19 protein-coding genes are annotated in these 23,303 nt (G+C 57.0%); 9 read left to right on the top strand and 10 right to left on the bottom strand.

All coding sequences use genetic code 11. The annotated features are described in order from the left end of the window. Nucleotides 1-132 precede the first annotated feature (132 nt). Nucleotides 133-498: a hypothetical protein gene (locus ACN0RL_RS09240; protein WP_417515969.1), complete on the top strand. Its 366-nt coding sequence runs from the start codon at nt 133-135 to the stop codon at nt 496-498. Nucleotides 499-528: 30 nt separating this feature from the next. Here the strand turns inward: ACN0RL_RS09240 and ACN0RL_RS09235 are convergent, their stop codons facing one another. Next, nucleotides 529-3,312, bottom strand: a complete 2,784-nt coding sequence (locus tag ACN0RL_RS09235) for an ATP-binding protein (RefSeq protein ID WP_417515967.1) — start codon at nt 3,310-3,312, stop codon at nt 529-531. Between the two features lie 94 nt (nt 3,313-3,406). Between ACN0RL_RS09235 and ACN0RL_RS09230 the strand changes: the two genes are divergently transcribed. Then, nucleotides 3,407-3,640 (top strand): DUF2789 domain-containing protein, encoded by a 234-nt coding sequence (locus ACN0RL_RS09230; RefSeq protein WP_417515965.1) that lies wholly within the window; start codon nt 3,407-3,409, stop codon nt 3,638-3,640. A gap of 27 nt (nt 3,641-3,667) precedes the next feature. Here the strand turns inward: ACN0RL_RS09230 and ACN0RL_RS09225 are convergent, their stop codons facing one another. The 7 genes from ACN0RL_RS09225 to ACN0RL_RS09195 all read right to left on the bottom strand — a co-directional run bounded on the left by ACN0RL_RS09225 (nt 3,668) and on the right by ACN0RL_RS09195 (nt 12,120). Further along, nucleotides 3,668-5,116 carry a diguanylate cyclase gene (locus tag ACN0RL_RS09225; protein WP_417515963.1) on the bottom strand — a complete coding sequence of 483 codons (1,449 nt, stop codon included), beginning with the start codon at nt 5,114-5,116 and terminating at the stop codon, nt 3,668-3,670. Further along, nucleotides 5,116-6,090 (bottom strand): tyrosine recombinase XerC, encoded by a 975-nt coding sequence (xerC, locus tag ACN0RL_RS09220; RefSeq protein WP_417515961.1) that lies wholly within the window; start codon nt 6,088-6,090, stop codon nt 5,116-5,118. Before xerC ends, ACN0RL_RS09225 begins: the two co-directional genes overlap by 1 nt. Before the next feature lies 1 nt (nt 6,091). Beyond that, complete coding sequence (locus ACN0RL_RS09215; protein ID WP_417515959.1) at nt 6,092-6,838, bottom strand: DUF484 family protein; 747 nt, start codon at nt 6,836-6,838, stop codon at nt 6,092-6,094. 16 nt (nt 6,839-6,854) lie between these two features. Further along, nucleotides 6,855-7,772, bottom strand: coding sequence for a diaminopimelate epimerase (dapF, locus tag ACN0RL_RS09210; protein ID WP_417515957.1), 918 nt, complete (start codon nt 7,770-7,772; stop codon nt 6,855-6,857). Nucleotides 7,773-7,786: 14 nt separating this feature from the next. Then, the gene (gene lysA, locus ACN0RL_RS09205) at nt 7,787-9,037 is read right to left on the bottom strand and encodes a diaminopimelate decarboxylase (RefSeq protein WP_417515955.1); all 1,251 of its coding nucleotides are present in this window, start codon (nt 9,035-9,037) and stop codon (nt 7,787-7,789) included. Further along, the gene (gene lptM / locus ACN0RL_RS09200; RefSeq protein ID WP_417515953.1) at nt 9,024-9,179 is read right to left on the bottom strand and encodes an LPS translocon maturation chaperone LptM; all 156 of its coding nucleotides are present in this window, start codon (nt 9,177-9,179) and stop codon (nt 9,024-9,026) included. Before lptM ends, lysA begins: the two co-directional genes overlap by 14 nt. Before the next feature lie 70 nt (nt 9,180-9,249). Then, the gene (locus ACN0RL_RS09195; protein ID WP_417515951.1) at nt 9,250-12,120 is read right to left on the bottom strand and encodes a class I adenylate cyclase; all 2,871 of its coding nucleotides are present in this window, start codon (nt 12,118-12,120) and stop codon (nt 9,250-9,252) included. Between the two features lie 118 nt (nt 12,121-12,238). On the opposite strand from ACN0RL_RS09195, the gene ACN0RL_RS09190 reads away from it, so the two are divergent. Beyond that, nucleotides 12,239-14,695 carry an EAL domain-containing protein gene (locus tag ACN0RL_RS09190; RefSeq protein ID WP_417515949.1) on the top strand — a complete coding sequence of 819 codons (2,457 nt, stop codon included), beginning with the start codon at nt 12,239-12,241 and terminating at the stop codon, nt 14,693-14,695. Here ACN0RL_RS09190 and argH read toward each other — a convergent pair. Continuing rightward, entirely contained in the window at nt 14,692-16,101 is a 1,410-nt protein-coding gene (gene argH, locus ACN0RL_RS09185) for an argininosuccinate lyase (protein WP_417515947.1), read from the bottom strand. The genes ACN0RL_RS09190 and argH overlap by 4 nt on opposite strands. Before the next feature lie 184 nt (nt 16,102-16,285). On the opposite strand from argH, the gene ACN0RL_RS09180 reads away from it, so the two are divergent. From ACN0RL_RS09180 to ACN0RL_RS09155, 6 genes are all read left to right on the top strand, one after another. Next, complete coding sequence (locus ACN0RL_RS09180) at nt 16,286-17,254, top strand: sensor histidine kinase (protein WP_417516098.1); 969 nt, start codon at nt 16,286-16,288, stop codon at nt 17,252-17,254. Beyond that, nucleotides 17,251-18,027, top strand: a complete 777-nt coding sequence (locus tag ACN0RL_RS09175; RefSeq protein WP_417515945.1) for a LytR/AlgR family response regulator transcription factor — start codon at nt 17,251-17,253, stop codon at nt 18,025-18,027. Before ACN0RL_RS09180 ends, ACN0RL_RS09175 begins: the two co-directional genes overlap by 4 nt. 113 nt (nt 18,028-18,140) lie before the next feature. After that, nucleotides 18,141-19,082: a hydroxymethylbilane synthase gene (hemC, locus tag ACN0RL_RS09170; protein WP_417515943.1), complete on the top strand. Its 942-nt coding sequence runs from the start codon at nt 18,141-18,143 to the stop codon at nt 19,080-19,082. Further along, on the top strand, nt 19,063-19,875 hold the full coding sequence (locus ACN0RL_RS09165; protein WP_417515941.1) for a uroporphyrinogen-III synthase: 813 nt from the start codon (nt 19,063-19,065) through the stop codon (nt 19,873-19,875). The genes hemC and ACN0RL_RS09165 overlap by 20 nt, the downstream gene beginning before the upstream one ends. A gap of 8 nt (nt 19,876-19,883) precedes the next feature. Beyond that, nucleotides 19,884-20,975, top strand: coding sequence for a uroporphyrinogen-III C-methyltransferase (locus ACN0RL_RS09160; RefSeq protein WP_417515939.1), 1,092 nt, complete (start codon nt 19,884-19,886; stop codon nt 20,973-20,975). Then, nucleotides 20,972-22,213, top strand: coding sequence for a heme biosynthesis HemY N-terminal domain-containing protein (locus ACN0RL_RS09155; RefSeq protein WP_417515937.1), 1,242 nt, complete (start codon nt 20,972-20,974; stop codon nt 22,211-22,213). Before ACN0RL_RS09160 ends, ACN0RL_RS09155 begins: the two co-directional genes overlap by 4 nt. Before the next feature lie 84 nt (nt 22,214-22,297). Here ACN0RL_RS09155 and ACN0RL_RS09150 read toward each other — a convergent pair whose 3' ends face one another. Further along, entirely contained in the window at nt 22,298-23,302 is a 1,005-nt protein-coding gene (locus ACN0RL_RS09150; protein WP_417516096.1) for a 2Fe-2S iron-sulfur cluster-binding protein, read from the bottom strand. Nucleotide 23,303: the final 1 nt, after the last annotated feature.

Below are 23,303 nucleotides of genomic sequence, written 5' to 3'. Positions count from 1 at the left end.
GCAGACTGCAAACAATTGAAAAAAACTAAAGAGATACCGCGCAAAAAACGACAGTTTTTGCAATAATCAACCGTAACCAAACATTACATTCTGTTACACTCTGACCGGAATGCCTTTCGGGGAGCTGAAATCATGAACATCCAGAATCTGATCCGTGCCGCAGCCGCAGTATTACTGGCCTCTGCGCCAGCCGTTCAGGCCGAGAATCTCGATATCGTGATGAGCCAGGTCTTCCATCAGGACCACGCAACCTACATCGGCTATGAAAGCGTTGAGCGTGAAGATATCCCGGTCTCTGCTGCGATCGAGCGCAAGTATCTGATAGTTGATTTCCGGCTCGCCGCTGCTCAGCCAGCATCAGAGTATCTTCAGGCCAGCGTTCACAAAGTCTGCATGGCTTTGCTGAAAGACAGGGAACTGGTCCGTAGCCTGTCTGATTCGGGCTACGACATGGTCTCTGTCGCCTTTGACCGTCGCTCCCAGTTCGACTGTCTGTAAAACCGCCCTGTAAAGGATCGACTTGCCGGTCTAGTCATCTCGCCCGAGCAGCTTTGGAAACGCTTCCAGAGCGCTGTTGACCGCATCCAGGTTGAAGGCTTCCACATCCGCCATCAGTTTTTCACCAAAGCTGGTAACAGACCTTGAACGATAATGTTGCCCCCATTCCAGTACCCGGGAGGCGAAATATCTCATTTCTTCAGGATCGCCGCTTTCCCGCACTGCTTGCCACTCATCTCCAAAATCAGCCGTCAGCTGCTCCTGCAGCCAGCCCCGCTCCTGCATACTCAGCGTCTGTGCCAGCAATCGTTCGGATTCTTTGGTCTCGCCTTCGTCTTGAGCCTGTTCGCCGGTTACCTCGACCCGGGGCAGGGTGAGCGTAAACACAGACCCGCTACCCGGTTCGCTTTCTACCTCAAGCTCACCACCCATCATCCGGGCCAGTTTCCGGCTGATAGCGAGCCCCAGACCAGTACCTCCGTAGCGGCGGGTGTTCTGTCCTTCCTGTTGTTCGAACGCATCAAAAATCCTGTCGCGCTGATCGGAAGGGATTCCGATACCAGAGTCCGTTACCTTGACCGAAAGCCGGTAGGTCTGGTGCACCGGCACCTCCCCGGATTCATCTCTGGCTGCACGCACGGTTGCCCGCACGGCAACGCCACCCTCGTGGGTGAACTTTATAGCGTTACCTACAAGGTTGAACAAAACCTGACGGAAGCGGGTTTCATCAAGCATCATGGTGGCAGGCATATCTGACCCGACACTTACCTCCAGGGTTATGCCCTGCTCACGTGCGCGCAAATCAAATATGTGGCGAACATCATCAAGTAACCGGCGCACGGATACCGGTGAGTAGTCGAGTCGCATCTTCCCGGCTTCAATACGCGATAGATCAAGAATGTCGTTAATCAGCATCAGCAGGCTGCGACTGCCCGCCCGGATGGCATCAAGATAATTGCGCTGCTGGGGATCGGTTACGCTGTTACTCAACAGATCCGAGTACCCGATCACCGCATTCATGGGTGTCCGGATCTCATGGGACATATTGGCCAGAAACTCACTTTTGCTCCGGCTGGCGGCCTCCGCCTCCCGGGCCAGACGTTCCGCCTCCAGCTTGGCAGCCCGCAGCTCATCTTCACTCCGGCGCAGTGCGTTTTCAGAGCGAATACGCTCATCCACCTCCCGTGACAGCTTGCGGTTCCAGTATAAAAAGATAAGCACAACCACAATAGCGATGAGAACAACCCGGCGAACCACGGTGTAGTCGGTTTCCTGTTCGATATCCAGGTGGATCCAGCGATTGTATATGGCTTCGGTATCGGCAGGTTTCAGGCTACCCAACGCCTTGTTCAGAATGCGGTGAAGCTCAGGGCTGTCTTTGCGCACAGCCAGCCGGAGGTCATACTGGTATGGCGTGATACTGGTGATCCGCAAATTGGAAAGGCCCAGCCTGGCAACCGTATAGCTGACCGCCGGAATATGGGTCACCATCACATCGAGATCGCCATTGGAGAGCGCCAGCAGCCCGTCCTCTACCGTAGTCATCGGATAAAGATCCAGGTTCGGATGATTGATAAGCAGGTAGTCATGAGCCGCGTGACGGTTAACTACCCCGACTCGCTCACTGCGCAGTTCCCGCAGATCCCCGATAAAGCGCCCATCATCCCGTATAGCCAGAGCAATCGGCACGTTCACATAGGCCCGGGTGAAAAGGAACGAATCCTCCGTTCGCGGTGTGCGTGACAACCCGGGCAGAATATCTACCTCTCCGGAGACCAGTGCCTGCTCAGCAACGACACGGTCGTCCAGAATCCTTTTCTCAAACCTTGCACCCAGCTGGTTTTCCAGGCGAGCGACGAGGTCCGGCACAAGACCGGTGGCACGAGCGTCCTGAGCGTATTCAAACGGTGGCCAGTCAGATCGATAGGCAACCTTGAGATCAGGGTGGCGTTTGAGCCAGTCAATATCGGAAGCGGAGAGCTCCACCCCGCTCTGTTCCAGCGCGGTCAGGTCCACCTGCAGCCATGACTGCCGGATAACCCGGTGCTCATTGTGGCTGATCGCTGCTACCGTCTGATCGAGAACACGGAACAAGGGCCCTTTGCTGTCATCCACCTGGAAGACCACGTCTACCGATTTCTCATCAAGCAACACAGACAGGCCAATACCATTGATCATCGCAGACTGAAGATAGTCCGACACCACGGGCACCGGCCCCAGAAAGGCATCTGCCTGGCCAGACAACACATGGCCGACAGCCTCGCCCAGGCTCTGAACAGGCACCGGAGTAAAACTGTTTACAGAATCAAGCATGGTGTACTGGTTGGGGTCACCTTCAACGACGGCTATACGGCCATCCTCCAGGTCAGCCAGTGAACGGATGGCAGCATCGCCGGCACTGACAAACAAGCCATACGTAAGCGACATCAAGGGGCTGGTAAAGCGTTTTCCGTCGGGCACAAGCGTACCCTGCGCTCTGGTGGTCAGAAGTGCATCGATTTCTGGCTGATGAGCGACGGGTTCGGCATTGGCATTACTGCTGACGACGACAGGCTCGATCGGCAGGCCCAGCTTGTCGGAAAGACGTGCAAGATAGTCGATATAAGTGCCGGCAAGATTCCCGTTACCGGTATCAAACACCAAAGGTACCTGATCCGCACGCACACCAATCCGGAGACTTTCCTGCTCACCGACCCAGACCAGCTCCTTGCTGCCCAGAACCGGTGCCGGTGATGCCTGCGGCGGGTCTGCCAGCACCACAGATGAAAAAACCAGCAACAGCCAGCTACACTGATACAGAAGAGTGGCCTTCACTGGATATCCTCAGGGGTTACGCTACATTTCAGGGAACAATACCTGCAAATGGTCAAAATTTCATTCAGGTAATCGTTAACCGGAGAACCTTTCCATGGACACAAGCAAACACAACCTTAGTACGCTTTTTGATCAGCTTGGGCTGGCCTCTGACGAGAAAAGCATTGAAGCGTTTACTGCCCGCCACTCTCCCCTGCCCCGTGAAATTGCTCTGCAGGACGCCCCTTTCTGGTCGGAAAGTCAGTCCCAGCTACTGGAAGAAGGGCTGGAGGATGACAGTGACTGGGCCGAAGTGATCGATGAACTGAATGCCATGATGCGACATTGAGACGCCGTTGGTGTAACCGACAAGCCTTTACTGACTCTCTGTCGGGCTTACCCTGACGCAATTCCGACCTGCGTCCTTGGCGGAATAGAGCGCGCGATCCGCACGATCAAAGACAGTCTCTTCGGTATCGCCAGGGATAAAATCCGTCAGGCCTGCGGAGAAGGTAATCGTTACAGGATTACCTCCAAAATGAAACGGCAGAGCACTGATGTGGGAACGGAGTTTGTCCATCACCATCAGTGCATCTTCTGCCCGGGTCTCCGGAAACAGCAGCACAAACTCCTCACCGCCAAAGCGCGCAGCAAAGTCTGTGTTGCGTAGCCGGTTTTTGATTTCCCTGGCCACCAGTTGCAGCACTCTGTCACCGGCTTTGTGGCCATATGAATCATTCACCCGCTTGAAAAGGTCGATATCCATCACACCCACGGTCAACGGGTACTGATAGCGTTTCCAGCGATTGAATTCAAAAGACAAGCGTTCCTGCCAGGCTTCCCGATTGGGCAACTGCGTCAGCAGATCTGTCAAAGCACGTTCGCGTTCTTTGCGCACCAGCCCCTGCATCTGCTCTGAATGCGCCTCCATAACCGCCACTTTTTCCTGTACGGCCAGCAACTGTTCAGAAAGCATTTTTTCGCGCTCCGTTTCCTCAACCCGGAAACGGCCAACCGCCTGACCGATAAACTCCAGATGGCGACTGACTGACTGCTTCAGATCCTGAATATCATCACTCGCTTCAATGTGTCGGCCAACCAGCTCAATTTCTTCACGTATGTTGCGATCAAGCGCTTCTGCGGCGGCCTGACGACCGGACTGAGCAGATGATTGCACGGAAAAATGCTCCTGCAGCACCTCAAGTCTCTCGTCAAGGCGCTTGAGAAAGCCCTCAAACTCTCTCTGGCTGCGGGTAACGGCGGCGACAATCAAGTCAGCTACCTGATTCAGCCCATCCCGCAACTCATCCCAGTTGTCACTGGAGAGCAGTGCTCTTTGCAGATTCCGGGCTTTCGTCTCAGCGTCAGGCTCCAGAGAGACCTGGGTAAGCAGCTGCCCAAGCAGATGGCCGACACGCCGGGCAATCCGGAGGCGCTGGCTCTCATCCTCAGCATCGGCCGCACTATCCGGAGAATCAGTCTCATCCTCAGCCCTGGCCGAAGGCTCCGGTTCAGGAACAACCTCTGCAGAAAATCCGGGGCGGTTTTTATTGTGGGCCGGAACATCGTCCAGCAGAGCGACCTGGCGATCGATCTGCTCCTGCAGCTCTTTCCAGCTATCTACATCAACCTTGTTCTTGCGCAGGTCTGATCGAACACGTGCAAGCAGGCGGTCGAGCTCTGGCGCCTGGCCTTCGGAGGCCAGACAGGTGCGCACCAACATACGCTCAAGCGTATTGCGCTCGGCTTTCCAGCGCTCCGTCCTGTGTTCTGCTGTTTCGAGTTCCTGGAAATACTTTTCTTTCCAGGATTGATCCGATGACATTACGCGTTCCCTTCCTGTCCGGAGTTCTGGTCGTCGTGGCCACGCGAATTACCCCGGCGTGCTCTGGGGTGGCTCTGGTCATAAACCCGGGCCAGATGCTGGAAGTCAAGATGAGTATAGACCTGTGTAGTGGCTATGTCCGCATGCCCCAGTAATTCTTGTACCGCGCGCAAATCTCCGCTGGATTCAAGCATATGACTGGCAAACGAATGCCGCAGCATATGCGGGTGGAGCTTCTGATCTGCTCCTTTGACAACGCCCCAGCGGCTCAGGCGAGCCTGAATACTGCGATGGCTCAGGCGATCGCCCCGGCGGCTAACAAACAGGGCAGCCTCGGATTCAGGAGCCAGCGCTGTGCGGACAGGCAACCACTGGGCTATGGCATCCAGCGCCTTTCTGCCTACCGGTAGCAAGCGGGTTTTGCTGCCTTTACCCACAACCCGGGCCTCGCCACTCTTGCAATCGACTGCATCGATATCGAGGCTGGCCAGCTCCGCCAGACGCAAGCCAGAAGAGTACATAAGTTCGAACATGCAGCGGTCGCGCACTTCAAGCGGATCATCCGGCCGGGCGTCAAGAAGAGAGCCGAGTTGATCCACATCGGCCACACGAGGCAATCGCCTACGGCTTTTCGGAGCCCGAATATCCAGCGCCGGGTTATCCGTGGCCCGTCGCTCACGCAACAAATACTGATAGAAACGCCTTATGGCCGAAAGGTGGCGAGCAATGCTGCGACCGCTGAGTCCCTGCCGGCTGAGGTGGGCCACGTAACGGCGCAGATCATGACCGCTGACAACCTGCCATTCGGTGCTACCTTGATCAAAGAGCCAGACTGCGAGTCGGTACAGGTCGTGCTGATAGCTTTCACAGGTGCGGGGAGAGTGGCGTTTTTCAGATGCGAGGTGCTGAACAAAATCCGCCACGTACCCGCTCAGCCCATCAGGTAATTGAGCCGGCGCGGATACAGCGGTCACTCTAGCGGGACTCCGTCGCAAGATCCGTCACCGGAGCAGCTGTTGTGTAGCGCTGAACCATAGGTGGCAGAAGCCGGCTGAGCGTATCACTGATGTAGCTGAGGAAAAGCGACCCCATGCTCTGGTCAAAATAGCCTGGCTGGCAACTGCCCACTGCGAAAACGCCCACAAGGTCGTCGTTGCGCAAAGGCACGAGGGCGACCGACGCGATAGGCTCATCCCGGTCAGGAAACAGAAACTCCCGTTCACTCTCCCGAAACTGCCCGCAAACCGCCCTGCTGCCATCCAGAAGGTTACCAAGACGACTCCGGGCCTCAGCCGGGCTCACCACATGGAGCGCTCCCTGAGAACTGCCGGGCACTTCGGCGTCGGTAAACAGGATCACAGATGCGGCATCGAGCCCGAAATCACCGCGGATACTGTCATCAATGGTGGATGCCATATCCATGAGGTTGCGGGCTTCAATTACCTGCATCAGCAGCCGTTTGCTTTTTTCAAAAAGGCGATCATTGTGCCGCGCAATGGAGACCAGCTCTACCAGTTCATGCCTCAGAGTGTCACGTTGTTCGCGGAACAGGTGGACCTGGCGCTCAACCAGAGAAATGGCCCTGCCGCTATCGTGGGGCAGCGTCAAACTACGCAGAAGCTCATCCTGTTCAATAAAAAAATCGGGATTACTTCTCAGGTACTCAGCCACATCTTCCTGGGTGAGTTCACCGGCCTTCTGGCGGGCCGTTTGGTCTGTCATCGTGATCTCCTGGCGTTCAGATCCGTTGTTTGTGTGGGCGGCCGGGCTTTCTGCGCCTGCCGCCGGCTGAGTCACCAGGCAGTCTCAACTGCCCTTCAAATACGCTTGTTGCAGGCCCTTCCATCATAACAGGCGTCCCTTCACCCTGCCATTCGATGACCAACCGTCCCCCGCGCAAATCCACCTCTACGCGATTGTCGAGCAAACCCCGCAGGCAACCGGCCACCACGGCCGCACAAGCTCCGCTACCACAGGCCAGAGTTTCACCGGAACCACGCTCATACACCCGCAGGCGCACCAGATTACGGTTTACTATCTGCATAAAGCCGATATTGGCCCTGGACGGAAACCGTGGATGGCTTTCAAGAAGCGGCCCAAGGTCTGCAACTGGCGCTGTATCCACATCATCAACCACGATAACTGCGTGAGGGTTACCCATGGAAACAGCACTGAGCTCAACCATTCCAGCGCCGGCTTCCACCGTGTATACGTTTTTGCGTTGCTCAGCCGCAAAGGGTATTGCCGGCGGATTCAGCTCGGGCACGCCCATATTAACCATAACAGTATTGTCTTTGACCATCCGCAGTTCGATCACACCTGCGGCAGTCTGCACCCGGATAACCTTTTTGTTGGTCAACCGCTGATCACGCACGAATTTTGCGAAGCAACGGGCGCCGTTACCACACTGTTCAACCTCCGACCCGTCGGCATTGAATATCCGGTAACGGAAATCCACGTCCGGCAGCCCAGGGGGCTCAACAACCAGCAACTGATCAAAACCGATGCCAAAATTCCGATCCGCCAGCTCCCGTATCATTTCTGGCCGCGGCCGGAATGGCTGGCTGATGGCATCAACCACCATAAAATCGTTGCCCAGCCCGTGCATTTTGCTGAACCGGAGTAAGGGTCCCTGATTTCGGCGATGCTGTGTCATTTCCTGCCCTGCACTCATTCCGGCAGGCAGCTTTCTGGAGCAAGCTGATCCTCAATGGTCTCGCGGCGGCGAACAATATGCACCTGATCTCCATCAACCATAAGCTCTGCCGGGCGATTTCGGGTGTTGTAATTAGAGCTCATAACGAAGCCATAGGCGCCCGCAGAGCGAACGGCCAGCAGGTCGCCGGCTCTTAGCCGAAGCGGCCGGTCTTTGCCAAGAAAGTCCCCCGTTTCACAAACCGGACCAACCAGATCCCAGGTCTTTTCTTCAACATCCTGATGGGGCTGCACTGGCACTATGGCCTGCCAGGCGCTGTAAAGCGCAGGGCGGATCAGGTCGTTCATGGCGGCATCAATAATCGCGAAGTTGCGGTGTTCCGTGCACTTCAGGAATTCGACCCGCGTAAGCAGTATGCCTGCATTGGCTGCAATTGAGCGGCCGGGCTCGAGAATCAGCTCAAGCTTGCGGTTTCCGATACGCTCATCCAGAGCCTTGACATACTCAGAGGGCTGCGGCGGCTGCTCATCTTTGTAAGTAACGCCCAGACCACCACCCATATCCAGGTGCCGGATGTGAATACCGCTCTCGGCCAGAGAGTCGATCAGCTCCAGTACCCGGTCGAGAGCATCCAGAAAGGGCGAAGCGGATGTCAGCTGTGAACCGATGTGGCAATCCACACCCTTGATATCAAGATTCGACAGTGTTGCAGCCCGGGCGTAAACAGCCGGCGCTTCCGCGATATCAATTCCGAACTTGTTTTCTTTAAGGCCCGTGGATATGTATGGGTGAGTTCCGGCGTCAACATCGGGGTTCACTCGCAGTGAAACCGGGGCTTTAACACCCAGCTCTGCAGCCACCGCATCAAGCCTGTCCAACTCGGTATCGGATTCCACGTTGAAGCAGCGCACGCCCGCTTCCAGAGCCCTGCGCATTTCCCATTCCTGCTTGCCCACGCCGGAAAACACGACCTTGCCTGCATCGCCGCCAGCGCGCAGCACACGCTCCAGCTCACCGGCCGACACAATGTCAAACCCGGCTCCCAGACGCGCCAACACGTTAAGCACTGCAAGATTACTATTGGCTTTTACCGCGTAGCACACAAGATGCTCCCGCTCCTTCAACGCATCATCGTAGGCCTTGTAATGGCGTTCCAGAGTCGCCCGGGAATACACGTAAGCCGGTGTACCAAAGCGTTCGGCAATCGCAGAAACGGCCACTTCTTCGGCATAAAGCTCGCCGTCACGGTAGTTAAAATGATCCATTAGGTTCCTGATCGTGTAGCGGAGTCTGGTGCGGCATGGCTGACACTTCCGGGTTCTCCCGGTATAAAGGCCCTTTCTGGCCACAGCCGCCAAGTGCCGTTGCCACAACCAGAATCATGATTGGCAGTGTCCACGCGCGCATGCTTGCCACCCCTGAGTTTGTAATTGGCAAAGTATACCTGACCTGTGGCACGCACGGCGAGGGTGTCGGGCTACCGAAACGCCTCCAGTTCACGGTTCAGTGCATCCTCCAGCGCGGCGCGATAGTAGAGGTACTGGCTGGTCTGTATATCCTGCTGGTAAACCCGTGGATCCAGGTCATGAGGCAGATGCACATCCGTCAGATAAACCGGATAACGCTCGCGGCTCTGGCGCAGCGAATGAATATAGTGAGCAACGGCGGGGATCAGCTGGTCACCGTATTGCAGCACCGTGAATTCCTGCTCACCACAGTAAAGATCAAAGCGAACGCGGCTGTCACCCTCCTGCACGCCCACTGCTTGCACCTCCAGCCCAGGCAGCGCAGCTCCGGAATCAACTTGTGGCCGGTACTCCGGGCGCCATAGCCCATCACTTGCCAGCATTTCGTAGCACCGCACACCGGCTAAAGCGACAGGCATTTCGCTGTTACGGAGGGTGCGCCGCTCCACCAGGTTCTCCAGAAAGCGCAGCAGAGGTGTCAGAAAATAGCGGCGGCTGGTGGCAGACTGCCCCCAACTGAACAGTGAACCGCGCTCGTCAATGACCCATATCTGCGCCCGCTCGCCACGAAGAGCATAAAAGACCTGAATGCTGTCCGGCTCACTGGCCTGGCACGCCGCGCGCAACGCAGGCTCTTCCAGTAGTGCGTGGCGGTCAAAAATGACGGGGAGATACAGGTCACGGGGCTGCGCCAGGCATTCCATGAGGGCATCCCGGCTTTCAAGGGCAATAAATCCCGGCTCCGCACCGCTGAACTCAAGCAGAAAATACCGCTGATCCATTTCGATGACGTAACGCAGGGGATGCGGCCCGGAACCACCAGCGAAAAACTGGCGCAACACATCAGCAAACAGCTCCTGCACCCGCCGCGCAATAGCGCTGCCATGTCCACGCTTGTGACTGTGCACCTCAATGCCAGGAACTGAGCGGGGATCAAGAGCAACCGATGCAAGAACGTTCTTGAGACACTGAATCAGCGTATCGCCGGAGGCATAATGCTGAAGACTGACTTCGTGCCAGCTGTTAAGCGTGATCTGGTCAATCGTGACAACCAGGTTCTCACGCCCGCCACTGAAACCCAGCGAATCATGCCTGGCACTCAGCTTGTGCAGCCCGCGTTCGGTAAGATGGGCCTGTGGATCAACACCCACATTGACCAGGAGGAGGTTGCGCAGGGGGCGAACGCCGCGAGCAAGCGCTTCACGATCCGCCGGCGTCACTGGAAACGGCACAAAACCCGAAAGCGCATCCAGCATTTCCCGCAGTTCACTGATGGATGCAACGCCCTGCCCGGAGCGGACGTTGAGGCGGGTAGACCGGGTCAGCAAGCCGTTGCAATAACACCAGGCAACCAGTTCAGCAAGGTTGCCAGAGCGCCGAATAACCGGCTGCCAGAAGGCATCCGAAGGGTCTTCCAGATCACGGTAGAGTAGCCAGCCGCTCCCTGCGCCGCCCTGTTCGGACTGATGATGAAACGCCAGATTCTCTTCCGCCAACGACGGAGCAAGACCGGGGTTAATCTGCTCAATCTTACCGGCCTTGCGCTGGAATGCTGCATAAAGTTTGCGCCCGAGAAGGCTGATGTCGCTGGTGCTGATCGCCGACTGCTCACCATGATCGCGAGCCATTTTCGAGAGCAGCCGGTAACTGTGTGTCAGTTCCGACACCACCACACGACGCAGGGAAGAAACATCTTCGGCCCGCCAGAGCTGACGATTATCCAGCGCTTGAACCTGCTTTTCCTGCCAACCCCAGCCAGCCACGAGCTCTCTCAGCAGCCGTACTCTCCAGGGCTCCGCACCCCGGTCGCCCGGCGTTCCGATTCGGGTCAGCGGCAGCCCCGCTTTAATGTACAAACTCCGGCGTACCAGATCGAGCCTTGCTCCCGCCTCCGCGGCTGTCAGCCAATGCTCCAGGCGCTGATACAACATTACATAGGGGTCAAGAACATCGACATTGGTGGTACCACTGAAAACCGCCTGTTTGAACGTCCGCGACAAAACCGGCTGATCTTGAGTCTGTGCATAACATTCAATAAGCAACAGCTTCAGGATAGATTTCCAGGGCGCATCAATACCCTTGTAGAGCTGCCACACACCGGCGCCGAGAAATTCGCTGGGCGGTATGGCGGGCACAGCGCCAAAATCGATGTATTCGTCGTCCCGGATAAAGCGGAAGTCCACCAGCCTGTTTACACACTCCCGGTAGCAGTCTTCTTTTTCTGAGGGAATGAGCCACCAAAGCGGATAACAACCCCCCAGATGGATTCCGGTACGGTAAAACTCATCCAGCAAAAGATAATGCTGAGCGCTACCGCAGTTTTCACCGCTCACTTCGGCGCGCGGCCGGCCTTCACGCCATTCAGCTGCAGAGAACACAAACACATGCAGTTCAATGCCAAAAGACAACGCCCACTCGGTAAGTTTCCCTGCTTTGCGCTCCAGGCAACGGATGCCAGGCTCCTGCAGATCGTCCCTATGGCACAGCCAGACATCGAGATCGCTGGCCACGGAGTGCCCCAGAGTGCCAGGACTACCCATCAGAAACAGGGCTTCGAGATCCGCCCGCCGCCTGCCTTCATCCCGAACGCTGAAGGTACGGGCCAGGCGACGTGCGGCCCCCAGAGTTTCGGCATCCGGCTCGTAGTGGCTGAGTCCGTAGGGACAGTCGACGTCCAGATAGCCGGGCAGCGCCGGGTGATTGGTGTGAAACACCAGCGGCAAAACCTCCAGCACTACCTGTTGCCGATAAGTGAGCGATGAGTGAGCCCTTTCCCAGCGCTGACGATTAACCACGAGAAACCTGTCCCGCAGTCGACGCAGGGTTTTGCGGTCAATGCCCTCATCAAAGTCCAGGGCAATCGGTTTGGCATGAACGGTCAAGGCGGCTCCGGGAGAGAGGTTCTTTCCGGTTTATTTATCAGTATGATGAACTCAGCGTGGCAAAACCATCAGAAAAATAAAAGCGGATTGCACTCCCGAAAACCCGAGGCTGGGCCCAGTGAAAGAATTTGTCATACAACGGTATCGTGCTGATACATCCAGCGCTAACGGTCGCTCCACCCTGTTACGTATTGACGATGAAGGCAAGGTGCTGTTTGCAGACCAGAATGCCGAAGCCGTGCTCGGATATGAGGCCAGCGAGCTGGTCGGTGGTGTGGTACACAGGGTTCTGGCCTCGAGGGAGGACGATCCCTTTGCACCTGTAAACCGGCACCGTATCGAGAGTGGCCAGAATGTGCTGGTCACCTTCCGCCATAAAGAAGGTTTTTTCTATACCGCCAGCATTTCACTGCGCGTCAGCATGCGCGATTCCGACGAGGCCGCCAGCGCCCGGATCACCCATCAAGACAGTTCCGCCATAGACCCGCGTCTGTTGCGCTCCGCCGAAAGCGCTGCCGGGTTCGGAATATGGGAGCTGGACATTGCGAGCAACCAGATTACCTGGACCGAAGGGTTGTACCGCTTGCTTGAGCTACAACCATGCACTGACATGAGCCCCGAACAGGCCCTGTTTTACTGTCAGAACGGCCAGGAACGCATCCGGGCGCTGTTTCGCAGGTGCGCGCGCACCGGAGCACCCTTTAAAATTGACCTGGACATTCTTACGGCACACCAGAGGCGGATCCGTGCCACCCTCAGCGGCCGCGCTCTCAAATCAGGTGGCCGGGTCCGTAAACTCGGTGGCACCCTGGTTGATCACACAGGTGAAATGCAGCGTGATGAGGCTCGCACCAGGGCCGAACAGATTCTGAACGCCACGACTGCCGCAAGCCCGGGGCTCATAGCAGCGGTCGACAAAAATCTGAACCTGCTGCATTGTAACGCGCCCTACGCAAGACTTTTCGCCAGCATTTTCGGCACAACTCCCCGGGCTGGCGACAACCTGAGCAAGTTGCTGGAAAAACACCCGAATGAGCGACATCTGGCTGAGCAGCTCTGGCGACGGGCCTTTGAACAGGACAGCTTTGTTGTCGATATGCCAATCACCCAACAAAGCGGTGAATGGCCGATTTATGAGTTCCATTATCAGCGCCTCACTGACAGCCCGAGCAGCGACAAAAGCGAAACCACTGGTGCGGTCGTTGTCGCCAGTGATACCAGCAGCCGCGCCAGCAACAACGGTGATAGCGAATATCGGTACCGGCACGACCCGATAACCGGGCTTGCCAATCGAAGAGAGTTCACCGCCCGTCTTCAGCGCAGTAAGGAACAGAAACACGGGGAATCGGCCGGTAACAGCCTCTTATACCTTAATCTCGACGGCTTCGGTCATATCAGCGGTGTTGCAGGTAGTGGTGCGTGCGACCGCTATCTCAGGGAGCTGGCCAGCAGCCTCGATGTTCGCAGCAGGCCACAGGATACGTTATCGCGGCTTTCCGGCGACACCTTTGCGATGCTCATCGAGAACTGCGCTGAGCCTGCAGCGCGAAAAATCGCAGATGACACGCTGAACCTGATCCGCAACTTTGTTTTTCAGTGGCAAGGAAGTCAGCTACAAACAACCGCCAGTGGCGGCCTGTTGATCATGGACAAAAACACGTCCGCGGAGCCGGAGCAACTGCTGGGGCAGGCCGCAGATCTCTGTCACGACGCGAAGACATCCGGGCGCAACCGGGTTCATACGGCTCACTACTCTCGCCCAAAGACAGATGCCAGTGACGGCAATGAATACGTCGACCAGATTCGTAAAGCTCTGGATAAACAAGCTCTGATACTTGAATTCCAGTCACTGAAACCGGTTGCCAGCGCAACCTGGGGCGACCGTATCGAAATTCTTTGTCGCATTCCCGGCAATGGCGGACGGGAGCGATGGCTACAACCAGACCAGTTTCTCCCGGTCGCCGAGCGTTTTGATCTAGCCAAACGACTGGACCGGCAGGTGATACTGCAAACACTCACCTGGCTGGGTGATCACCGTTTGCTGGAGCCAAGACTGAAATATTGCGGCTTTAACCTCTCCCTTGCCAGCGTTCTGGACGACACCTTTGCAGATTTCATGGAGTCTGTACTGCGGGTTTCAAACTATCCAGCAGAATGTTTCTGCCTCGAAATACGCGAAGCCCACGCTACCCAGCACCCTGATGAGGTTACCGTCTTGTGTGATGCGCTGCACCGCATTGGTTGCCGCGTGGCGCTGGATGGCGCCGGCGCCTCCGTGGCAAGCTTTAACATGGCCTCAAAACTACCAGTGGATATCATCAAACTGGATCGCAGCCTGATGCTCAGGCTGGGAGACGATCCGGTGCAGCAGATCATGGTGGAAGCGTTACACCGGATTGCACAGGGTTCAGGGAAAGTAACGGTCGCAACCTTTATCGAGAACGATGACATTCTCAGAAAGGTCAGAACGCTTGGCATCCACTACGGCCAGGGATTCAGACTGTGCCCGCCCAAACCCCTGGCAGAACTGGTGCCGATGGCCGTCGACCTTGCCACCGGACGCATTGGCGGCTAGCCCAACGACGTGCGAGCACGAGCCACCGCCGCCCGCACCTGAGCAGGGGCCGTGCCACCAAGATGGTCGCGGGCCTGAACCGAGCCTTCCAGGGTCAGCACGTCAAATACATCGTCATTGATGGTATCAGAGAAGCGTTTCAGCTCGTCGATCGTCATGTCTGAAAGATCCCGCTCCTCAGCGACACCAAAAGCCACGGCCTTACCCACAACTTCGTGGGCATCCCGGAACGGCATACCCTTCTTGACCAGGTAGTCCGCCAGGTCCGTCGCTGTGGAGAAACCGCGTTTGGCCGCCACGCGCATGTTATCGGCCTTGGCCCGAATAGCCGGGACCATGTCGGCGTAGGCTTTCAAGCAGCCTTTGATGGTGTCGACCGTGTCGAACAGAGGCTCCTTGTCCTCCTGATTATCCTTGTTGTAAGCCAGGGGCTGGCTTTTCATCAGCATAAGCAGGGACATCAGATGGCCAGTCACCCGTCCGGTTTTGCCACGAACAAGCTCAGGCACATCCGGGTTTTTCTTCTGCGGCATAATGGAAGAGCCTGTGCAAAAGCGGTCAGGCAGATCAATAAAATCAAACTGCGCTGAGGCCCACAACACCAGCTCTTCGCTGAAGCGGGACATGTGCGTCATCAGCAAGGCCGCGAAGCTGCAGAATTCAATGGCGAAATCCCGGTCACTGACAGAGTCCAGGGAGTTTTCTGAAGGTCGGTCAAAGCCCAGCAGTCTGGCCGTCATGGCCCGGTCTATCGGATAGGTAGTGCCTGCCAGAGCTGCTGCACCTAACGGCATGACATTCACCCGTTTGCGACAGTCCTGCAGACGCTCGGCATCACGAACCAGCATCTCATACCAGGCCAGAAGGTGGTGTCCGAAAGTGACCGGCTGCGCGGTCTGGAGGTGGGTAAAACCGGGCATGATGGTATCGGCTTCGCGCGCGGCAAGATCCAGCAGGCCCAACTGCAGGCGCCGAAGTTCCTCGGCAATCACATCAATTTCATCGCGCAGGTACAACCGGATATCCGTAGCCACCTGGTCATTACGGCTACGGCCGGTGTGCAGTTTCTTGCCGGTGATACCAATACGATTGGTCAGCTGGGCTTCTATGTTCATGTGGACATCTTCAAGGCTGACAGACCAATCAAAGCGTCCCGCTTCAATGTCTGCCTTTACGCCGTTCAGGCCATCAATGATGCTGTCGCGTTCTTCCACCGTCAGAACACCAACCTCGGCGAGCATGGTCGCGTGAGCGATGGAGCCGGTGATGTCGTGGTGATACAGGCGCTGGTCAAATCCTACAGAAGCAGTGAAGCGTTCCACGAATGCGTCGGTGGGTTCGCTGAAGCGTCCGCCCCAGGGTTTTTCTGAGGTTGTGGCCTGGTCAGGTTTTTTCTGATCCGTCATGGTCTATCTTTCCTGCTGGCAGCCCGGCATTATCTTGCGGGAACTGGGTATATTAAGGGTACATTGAACGTGGCGGGAGTATAGCATTCTGACCCGTACAAAAGAGACTCCCCTGCGCGGGGGCAAAACAGTCATCACACAGGAATTCTTCGTGCCGGACCTGTGTCGGGTGCGATCTGTTTTTATGCTGTTGATTACCAGCGAGCTGCTGGTGCTGGTTCTGGCGATCGTTCAGGCCAGCGACAGCTGGATCGACTGGAATTATTTCGCGCTCCTGTCGCTGTTCGTGCAATGGACCACCCTCACCAGTGCTGCTCTTATCTGCCTGCTGCGGCAAAAGCTGGCCCGCATATCGGTTCCCCGCGCCACCCTTGCGATCGCAGCCATCGTGCTGCTGGACGTGCTAGCGTTCAGCCTGTTTGCCGACAATGTTCTGCACCCTCAGCCGGGGATCATTGATTGGCAGTCGATTGCCAAAAAACTGCTACTGGCTCTGCTGATTGTGTTGATAATACTGCGTTATTTTTATCTGCAGCACCAATGGCAACAGCAACGTGAAGCGGAAATGCAGGCCCACCTCGCGGCTTTGCAGGCTCGCATACAACCGCATTTCCTTTTCAACAGCATGAACACCATCGCCAGCCTTATTGCCACAGACCCGGAGCAGGCGGAAGAGGCCGTGTTGGACTTGTCCGAACTCTTCCGCGCCAGCCTGCGCACCGGCGACCAACTTATCCCGCTGGAAAAGGAACTTGAGCTTTGCCAACGTTACCTCGCTATCGAAGCCCTGCGCCTGGGCCCGCGCCTGAAGCTGGAATGGCACATTGCCGAAGGGTTGGGCCGCCAGTCCATTCCACCACTGACACTGCAACCGCTGGTAGAGAACGCGGTGTATCATGGCATACAGCCCCGTCCGGAGGGTGGTACGGTTAGAATAGAAGCACAAACACGCGGAAACTTTGTGTACCTGCTGGTACAAAACCCCAAGCCGGATGGTAATGGAAACCTGCATAACGGAAACCGCATGGCCCTGAGCAATATACAGGCACGACTGCAGGCCCTTTTCGGGGAGCCGGCCGTTCTCAAACACAGCCATCAGGGCGACGTCTATACGGTTACCTTGAGGCTACCAAAAACCACACAGCAACCATGACAAGACAGAAGATCCTGATTGTTGACGACGAACCTCTGGCCCGCGGACGCCTCCGTCGACTGGCCGAGGACTTACCGGGCTACCAGGTTTGCGGTGAAGCCGGGGATGGCAATGCAGCGCTTGCCCGGGTAGCAGAGCTGCAACCGGATATCCTGCTGCTCGACATTCGCATGCCCGGCCTTGACGGCATGGAAGTCGCCGCGCACCTGAGCAGACTCAGCAGCCCACCGGCCATCATTTTCTGCACGGCTTACGACAGCTACGCAATTCAGGCTTTTGATGTGCAGGCCCTGGCCTACCTGCTGAAGCCTGTGCGCAAGCAGGCGCTGGCAGAAGCCCTTGCACGAGCCGGGAGAGTCAACAAGGTCCAACTGCAAGCACTTTCCGGCGAATTGTCTGACCACAACACGGGCCAGGTCACTTCAGATGACGAGCAACTGGCGGTTCGTACCCACAGGGGTACCGAGCTGATCGATATAGCCGGGATCCGCTATTGCCAGGCAGATCAGAAATACGTAACCATTCATCACTCCCGTGGCGAGGCCGTATCCGACTACACATTGAAAGAACTGGAAAATGCCTATCCGCGCCAGTTGCTCCGGATTCACCGAAACACCCTCGTCGGTGTGCGTTTTATTCAGGCATTGAAACGCACACCGGAGGGCCACAGCCTGGTGTCACTCAGGGACGATCTCGGCGAGCTTCAGGTAAGCCGCCGGCACGCTAGCAACGTGCGCCAATGGCTGCAGGGGCAACAACCAGGCCAGATATGACAGGGTACGGCAAACCTTGCAACAGCAGGCGATCTAAAGCAGGCACCCACGGGACTTTTACGACGCCACAAGGTAACCTTGGCGAACATTTTTCAGAACTGACAGTGAGCATCATGTCCAAACGAACCCTTCGTGTCGCAACCCGTAGCAGTGCCCTGGCGTTATGGCAGGCAGAATTCATCAAGGCCGAACTGGAGCGGCTCCACGACAACGTGATTGTGGAGTTGGTCAAGATCAAAACCCAAGGGGACAAGATTCTCGATGTTCCGCTGGCCAAAATCGGCGGTAAAGGCCTGTTTGTAAAGGAGCTGGAAGAAGCCATGCTCGATGGCCGTGCTGATCTGGCAGTTCATTCCATGAAAGACGTACCCATGGCGTTTCCTGAAGGCCTGGGGCTGGTTGCCATCTGCGAACGGGAAGACCCGACAGATGCATTCGTCAGCAACCATTACGATAACGTGGACGCCCTCCCCGAAGGCGCCATCGTAGGCACAGCAAGCCTGCGCAGGGAATCACAGCTTCGTGCCTACAGGCCGGATCTGGAAATCCGGGTTTTGCGCGGCAACGTGAACACTCGCCTGGCCAAGCTCGACGCCGGCGACTACGATGCGATTGTGCTTGCGAGCTCCGGCCTGAAGCGCCTGGGCTTTCACGACCGTATCCGCTACTCCATGCCAGACACTGTTTCCCTGCCTGCCGTTGGCCAAGGCGCTCTCGGCATTGAGTGCCGCCTCAATGATGACGAACTGCGCGCCATGCTTGCGCCGCTGAACCATGCCGACACGGCCGATCGAGTAAAAGCAGAGCGGGCACTCAACCGTCGCCTTGAAGGTGGCTGCCAGGTTCCTATCGCAGCCTACGCACTACTGGAAGATGACAACACCGTTTGGTTGCGCGGACTGGTAGGCGCTGTTGATGGCACACAGATCCTTCGTGTAGAAGGCCGCGCCCCCAGAGCCGAAGGCGAGCGCCTGGGTCGTGAACTGGCGGAAGACCTTCTCGCCTTGGGTGCCGATAAAATACTGGCTGAAATTTATGGCCACACTCCGCACTGAACCCCTCAATCTGGCCGGCCGACGCATTCTGATTTGCCGGCCGGAACCGGAAGCGTCACGGCTGGCCCTGCAATTTCAGGCCGCCGGCGCTGAGACGCATGTGTTTCCGCTGGTACAAAGAGAGCCGCTGCCAGAGACCCCGGAGCGGCGGACCACCCTTCTCAGCCTCGACGAATTCTCCCATGTTATTGCTGTCAGTCCCTATGCCGCCCGCCTGTTACTGGAAGAACTGGACACCTGGTGGCCCCAGTTACCTGTCGGACTGAACTGGTATGGCGTGGGAGCCGGCACAGCCAAAGCACTTGCAGAGTATGGACTGAGGCCACACAAGCCCGATGACGGCTGGACCAGTGAGGCGTTGCTGGAACTGCCGGCTCTGGCACATTTAGAGGGAGAGCGGGTGCTGGTGGCCCGGGGCGAGGAAGGACGGGAGCTGACCCGAAGAACGCTGGAGGAACGCGGCGCTCGCGTTACTGTATTACCTCTGTATCGAAGGTTCTGCCCTGACTACACCGCAGCGGAGGTTCACAGGGCTCTGGATCAGTTCGCGCCAGATGCTGTTATTGCGCTCTCTGGAGAAACCCTGAACAATCTCATCGCACTAAGTGCAAATTGCAGCCATAATCTAAACGACAGACCCGTCATTGTGCCCGCCCGGCGTATTGCCGATCAGGCTCGCACGGCGGGATTCAATGCTCCGTGTATACCAGGAAGCCTTGCCGATAATGACATCGTGGCCGCCGTCGCTGAACAACTGGCAGGCCGGGACGGTGGCTCCGGAAAAGCCAAGTAAGGACGCCCGTGACTGAAACAACAAAACAATTACCCGCACCGATTGCTAAAGAGCAACCCTCCCGACAGAAAGTCTGGCCGGTTTGGGTTATCGCCATCATTGCGCTGATCAGTGTTGCCGTGCTGGCTTTCTGGAACTGGCAGCAATGGAACGTTCACCAGGCGACGATGCAGTCACTGGATAGCCTGAAACAGGATACTGCCCAGCTTGAAAATCTCTATGGCGATCGTGGCAGCCAACAAGGCCAGCGCCTGCAGTCCCTGGAAGACAAGCTGACGTCCCAAAGGGAGTTGATCGCCACCCAGCAGCGACAGATCGATCACAACGCCCGCGAACTGCTGGAGGCCGGAAATCGCACCCGCACTGACTGGCTACTGGCAGAGGCGGAGTACCTGCTACGAATTGCCAACCAGCGACTGCTGATCGAGAAAGACATCCGTGGTGCTCTTTCCGCGCTCGAAGCCACTGACGAGGTACTGACCGAGTCTGACGACATTGGCGTTTACCCGGTACGGCAGCAGCTGGCACGGGAAATCCTGGCGCTCAGGGGCATCACCAGCGTTGACAGAACCGGCCTTTACCTTACTCTTGAGGCCGCCATCGACAGCGTACACCAGCTGACTGATCAGGCGCTCATCAGCGAGCAGGCTCCCGGGTTCGTTGGCAACGCGCTGTCTGATGCTGCCCCGGGGGAAGGCGGAGAACCCGGCATATTGGTCAGAGCCTGGACAAAGTTCAAATCCACATTGATGCAGGTGGTTGTGGTTCGTCGGCTGGATGAATCGGTCAAGCCGTTGTTGTCACCGGATCAAAGCGCTTATGCGCGACTGAACCTGCAATTGATGCTGGAAGAAGCAGAAATGGCCGTACTCAGGGGCAATCAGCCACTGTATGAGCGCGCGCTGATCAAGGCCCAGGCAGCCGTTGACGACTGGTATGACGCAAGCAACCCACGAGTAAGTGCGCTGAGCAGCACCCTCGCAGAGCTTGCAACGCGAAATGTCGCACCGGACCTGCCAGACATCAGTAAATCTCTGGAGCTGCTCAAGGAGCGTCTCGCAGGCCGGCTGAACAAAGGCAATGGAGGCGATGATTCATGATTCGCCTGCTTCTGATCGTTCTGTTTGCGCTGTTAATCGGCACCGGGCTCTCGCTCGGGCTGCAGTACGACCTGGGATACATTCGCATCAGCCTGGGTAACTACCTGGTCGAGACCAACTTCTGGGTAGGCCTTGTCCTGCTCGTTGCAGTAGTTGCATTGATTGTACTGTCCATCAGCCTGTTTCGCCGCATGCGACACGGCACCGGACTTATAGCCACCTGGGTTTCCCGCGGCAAGGAACGCAGGGCACGGCGGCGCACCACTCAGGGGCTGCTGGCGCTGGCGGAAGGGAACTGGCCGAGGGCCCGCAAGATGCTGACCTCCGCGGCCAGCAACGCCGACACGCCACTCATTAACTACCTGGCTGCGGCGCAGGCAGCCTTTGAGTGTGGTGATCACGAAGCCGTGGATGAGTTGCTGCGCAAGGCGTTTGAAAGCACACCGGGCTCGGATATGGCCGTGGGCCTCACTCAGGCCCAGCTGCAGCTTGCCGGCAACCGCCTTGAACAGGCTTTGGCAACACTGGTGCGCCTGCGCAAGCAATCGCCACACCACCCCTTTGTACTCAAGCTGCTGAAAAACACCTATCTTCGTCTTGAGGACTGGCGGGAGCTTTCGAAACTGCTGCCAGAGCTGCGCAAGCGCAGTGTGCTTCAGGAGTCCGAGCTTGGGGAGCTTGAGCGGCAGGTCTGGCATAACCTGCTTGAAAGGGCGGCTGAAGACTGCCGACGCCAACAAAAAGAGAGCCCGGGAGCATCACTGGAACCACTCACCCGCCTTTGGGATGAGCTGCCAGGCTTTCTGCGCAGAGACGAGAAAACCATCGCGGATTATGCGCGTTTGCTGGCCGATCTCGGTGATGAGGATCAGACCGAAACTCTGTTACGCAAAGTTCTGCACAACCACTGGAGCGATGAACTGGTCAACCTTTATGGCCGGATTGAAGGGCAAAAACCAGACGAGCAGCTTCTTGCAGCCGAACAGTGGCTAAAAGACCGGCCCAACAACGCCGAGCTGCTTCTGGCACTTGGCCGGCTGAGCTTGCGCAATGAACTCTGGGGGAAAGCCCGGGAGTATTTCGAGACCAGCCTGAGGTTGCGCCGCAGCCGGGAAGCTCTCGCAGAACTGAGCCGCCTGAGCGCGCACATGGGCGACGAAGAAGTGAGTATCAAACTGATGATGCAGGGGCTCGCAAACGATAACGGGCTTCCGAGACTACCCATGCCAAAGGCCTGATTGCAGGACAGTTTCGCGAGGCTCAGCTGAAAGAAAAAGGCCGGGCGTTACAGGTGCCAGAACGGATCCGGCACCTGCTTCATTCTAGCTCCGGGGTGCATACTCCAGCACGTCGGAGAAAAATCCTTCCGGAGGCAAACCGGCTTCTATCAAGGCGTCCATCAGCGTGTAAACCATAGTAGGCGAGCCACTGGCGTGCACTTCCACGTTCTTCCAATCCGCGCCGGAAGCCAGCACCGCGCGCACAAGCTGGTCGTGATGCCCACTCCAGTCATTGTCCTCGTCATCACCGACCACAGGCTGAAACGTGAATCCTGACCATTCCTGCTCCCACTGGCGAGCCATGGACCTGAGGTACATGTCTTCATGACGCCGCACGCCCCAGAACAGTTTGACCGGCTGAGAAAAAGACGTACCGCGTAGATAATCCACCAGGCTCTTCATCTGCGCAAAGCCGGTGCCTGCTGCGATCAGCAACAATGGTTTTTCCGGTGCGCTGGCAATGCACGCCTTACCATGGGGTAAATCCAGGCTGACGGTTTCACCGGAAGTCAGCGCATCAATAACTTTTTGCGCAGATACCCATTCCGGAGAAGCCTGGATATGCAGTTCGATATTTTGATCCGAAGGACTGCTGGCAATGGAAAAATAACAGGGTTCAGCATCCGGCAGGTTTACTGACAGATACTGGCCCGCATGAAAAGACAGCTCCCGCCGCCGGGGCAACTGAAGCTCAACCCGATACACATCGTGGTTGATAGAGCGCACATCCACGACGTTGGCCTGAAATTTCCGGGGCTCGTTCTTTCCTGCTGCCATAACGGCACTTATCTCCACTTCAAGATGGTCGAGCGCAACGGTCCTGCACATCATCAGCCGCGCGCCGACGGGAATCGTCTGTTGGTTTCGGGTGTTCAGAGCGGAGCCTCTCAGCAGTCGCGCCTCGCAGAGCTCACACACGCCATTTTTACAAGCGAACGGAACGGCGATACCCGCACCGGCAGCAGCACTCAATAAATCTTTGCCTGTGCCTGACGCGTAACGGACTCCGGAAGGTTCAAGGCGTACCCACCAAGGCTCACTGCCCATA

The sequence above is a fragment of the Marinobacter sp. genome (genome assembly GCF_048259445.1).
Classification (GTDB): domain Bacteria; phylum Pseudomonadota; class Gammaproteobacteria; order Pseudomonadales; family Oleiphilaceae; genus Marinobacter.
Note: the sequence above shows the minus strand (reverse complement) of the source record. Positions and strands in the feature narration are given on the sequence as shown.

What these genes read in the sequence shown, in the direction of transcription:
- ACN0RL_RS09240 (WP_417515969.1), top strand. Translation starts at nt 133, where the DNA reads ATGAACATCCAGAATCTGATCCGTGCCGCAGCCGCAGTATTACTGGCC.
- ACN0RL_RS09230 (WP_417515965.1), top strand. Translation starts at nt 3,407, where the DNA reads ATGGACACAAGCAAACACAACCTTAGTACGCTTTTTGATCAGCTTGGG.
- ACN0RL_RS09225 (WP_417515963.1), bottom strand. Translation starts at nt 5,116, where the DNA reads ATGTCATCGGATCAATCCTGGAAAGAAAAGTATTTCCAGGAACTCGAA.
- ACN0RL_RS09215 (WP_417515959.1), bottom strand. Translation starts at nt 6,838, where the DNA reads ATGACAGACCAAACGGCCCGCCAGAAGGCCGGTGAACTCACCCAGGAA.
- dapF (WP_417515957.1), bottom strand. Translation starts at nt 7,772, where the DNA reads ATGACACAGCATCGCCGAAATCAGGGACCCTTACTCCGGTTCAGCAAA.
- lysA (WP_417515955.1), bottom strand. Translation starts at nt 9,037, where the DNA reads ATGGATCATTTTAACTACCGTGACGGCGAGCTTTATGCCGAAGAAGTG.
- lptM (WP_417515953.1), bottom strand. Translation starts at nt 9,179, where the DNA reads ATGCGCGCGTGGACACTGCCAATCATGATTCTGGTTGTGGCAACGGCA.
- argH (WP_417515947.1), bottom strand. Translation starts at nt 16,101, where the DNA reads ATGACGGATCAGAAAAAACCTGACCAGGCCACAACCTCAGAAAAACCC.
- ACN0RL_RS09180 (WP_417516098.1), top strand. Translation starts at nt 16,286, where the DNA reads ATGCTGTTGATTACCAGCGAGCTGCTGGTGCTGGTTCTGGCGATCGTT.
- ACN0RL_RS09175 (WP_417515945.1), top strand. Translation starts at nt 17,251, where the DNA reads ATGACAAGACAGAAGATCCTGATTGTTGACGACGAACCTCTGGCCCGC.
- hemC (WP_417515943.1), top strand. Translation starts at nt 18,141, where the DNA reads ATGTCCAAACGAACCCTTCGTGTCGCAACCCGTAGCAGTGCCCTGGCG.
- ACN0RL_RS09165 (WP_417515941.1), top strand. Translation starts at nt 19,063, where the DNA reads ATGGCCACACTCCGCACTGAACCCCTCAATCTGGCCGGCCGACGCATT.
- ACN0RL_RS09155 (WP_417515937.1), top strand. Translation starts at nt 20,972, where the DNA reads ATGATTCGCCTGCTTCTGATCGTTCTGTTTGCGCTGTTAATCGGCACC.
- ACN0RL_RS09150 (WP_417516096.1), bottom strand. Translation starts at nt 23,302, where the DNA reads ATGGGCAGTGAGCCTTGGTGGGTACGCCTTGAACCTTCCGGAGTCCGT.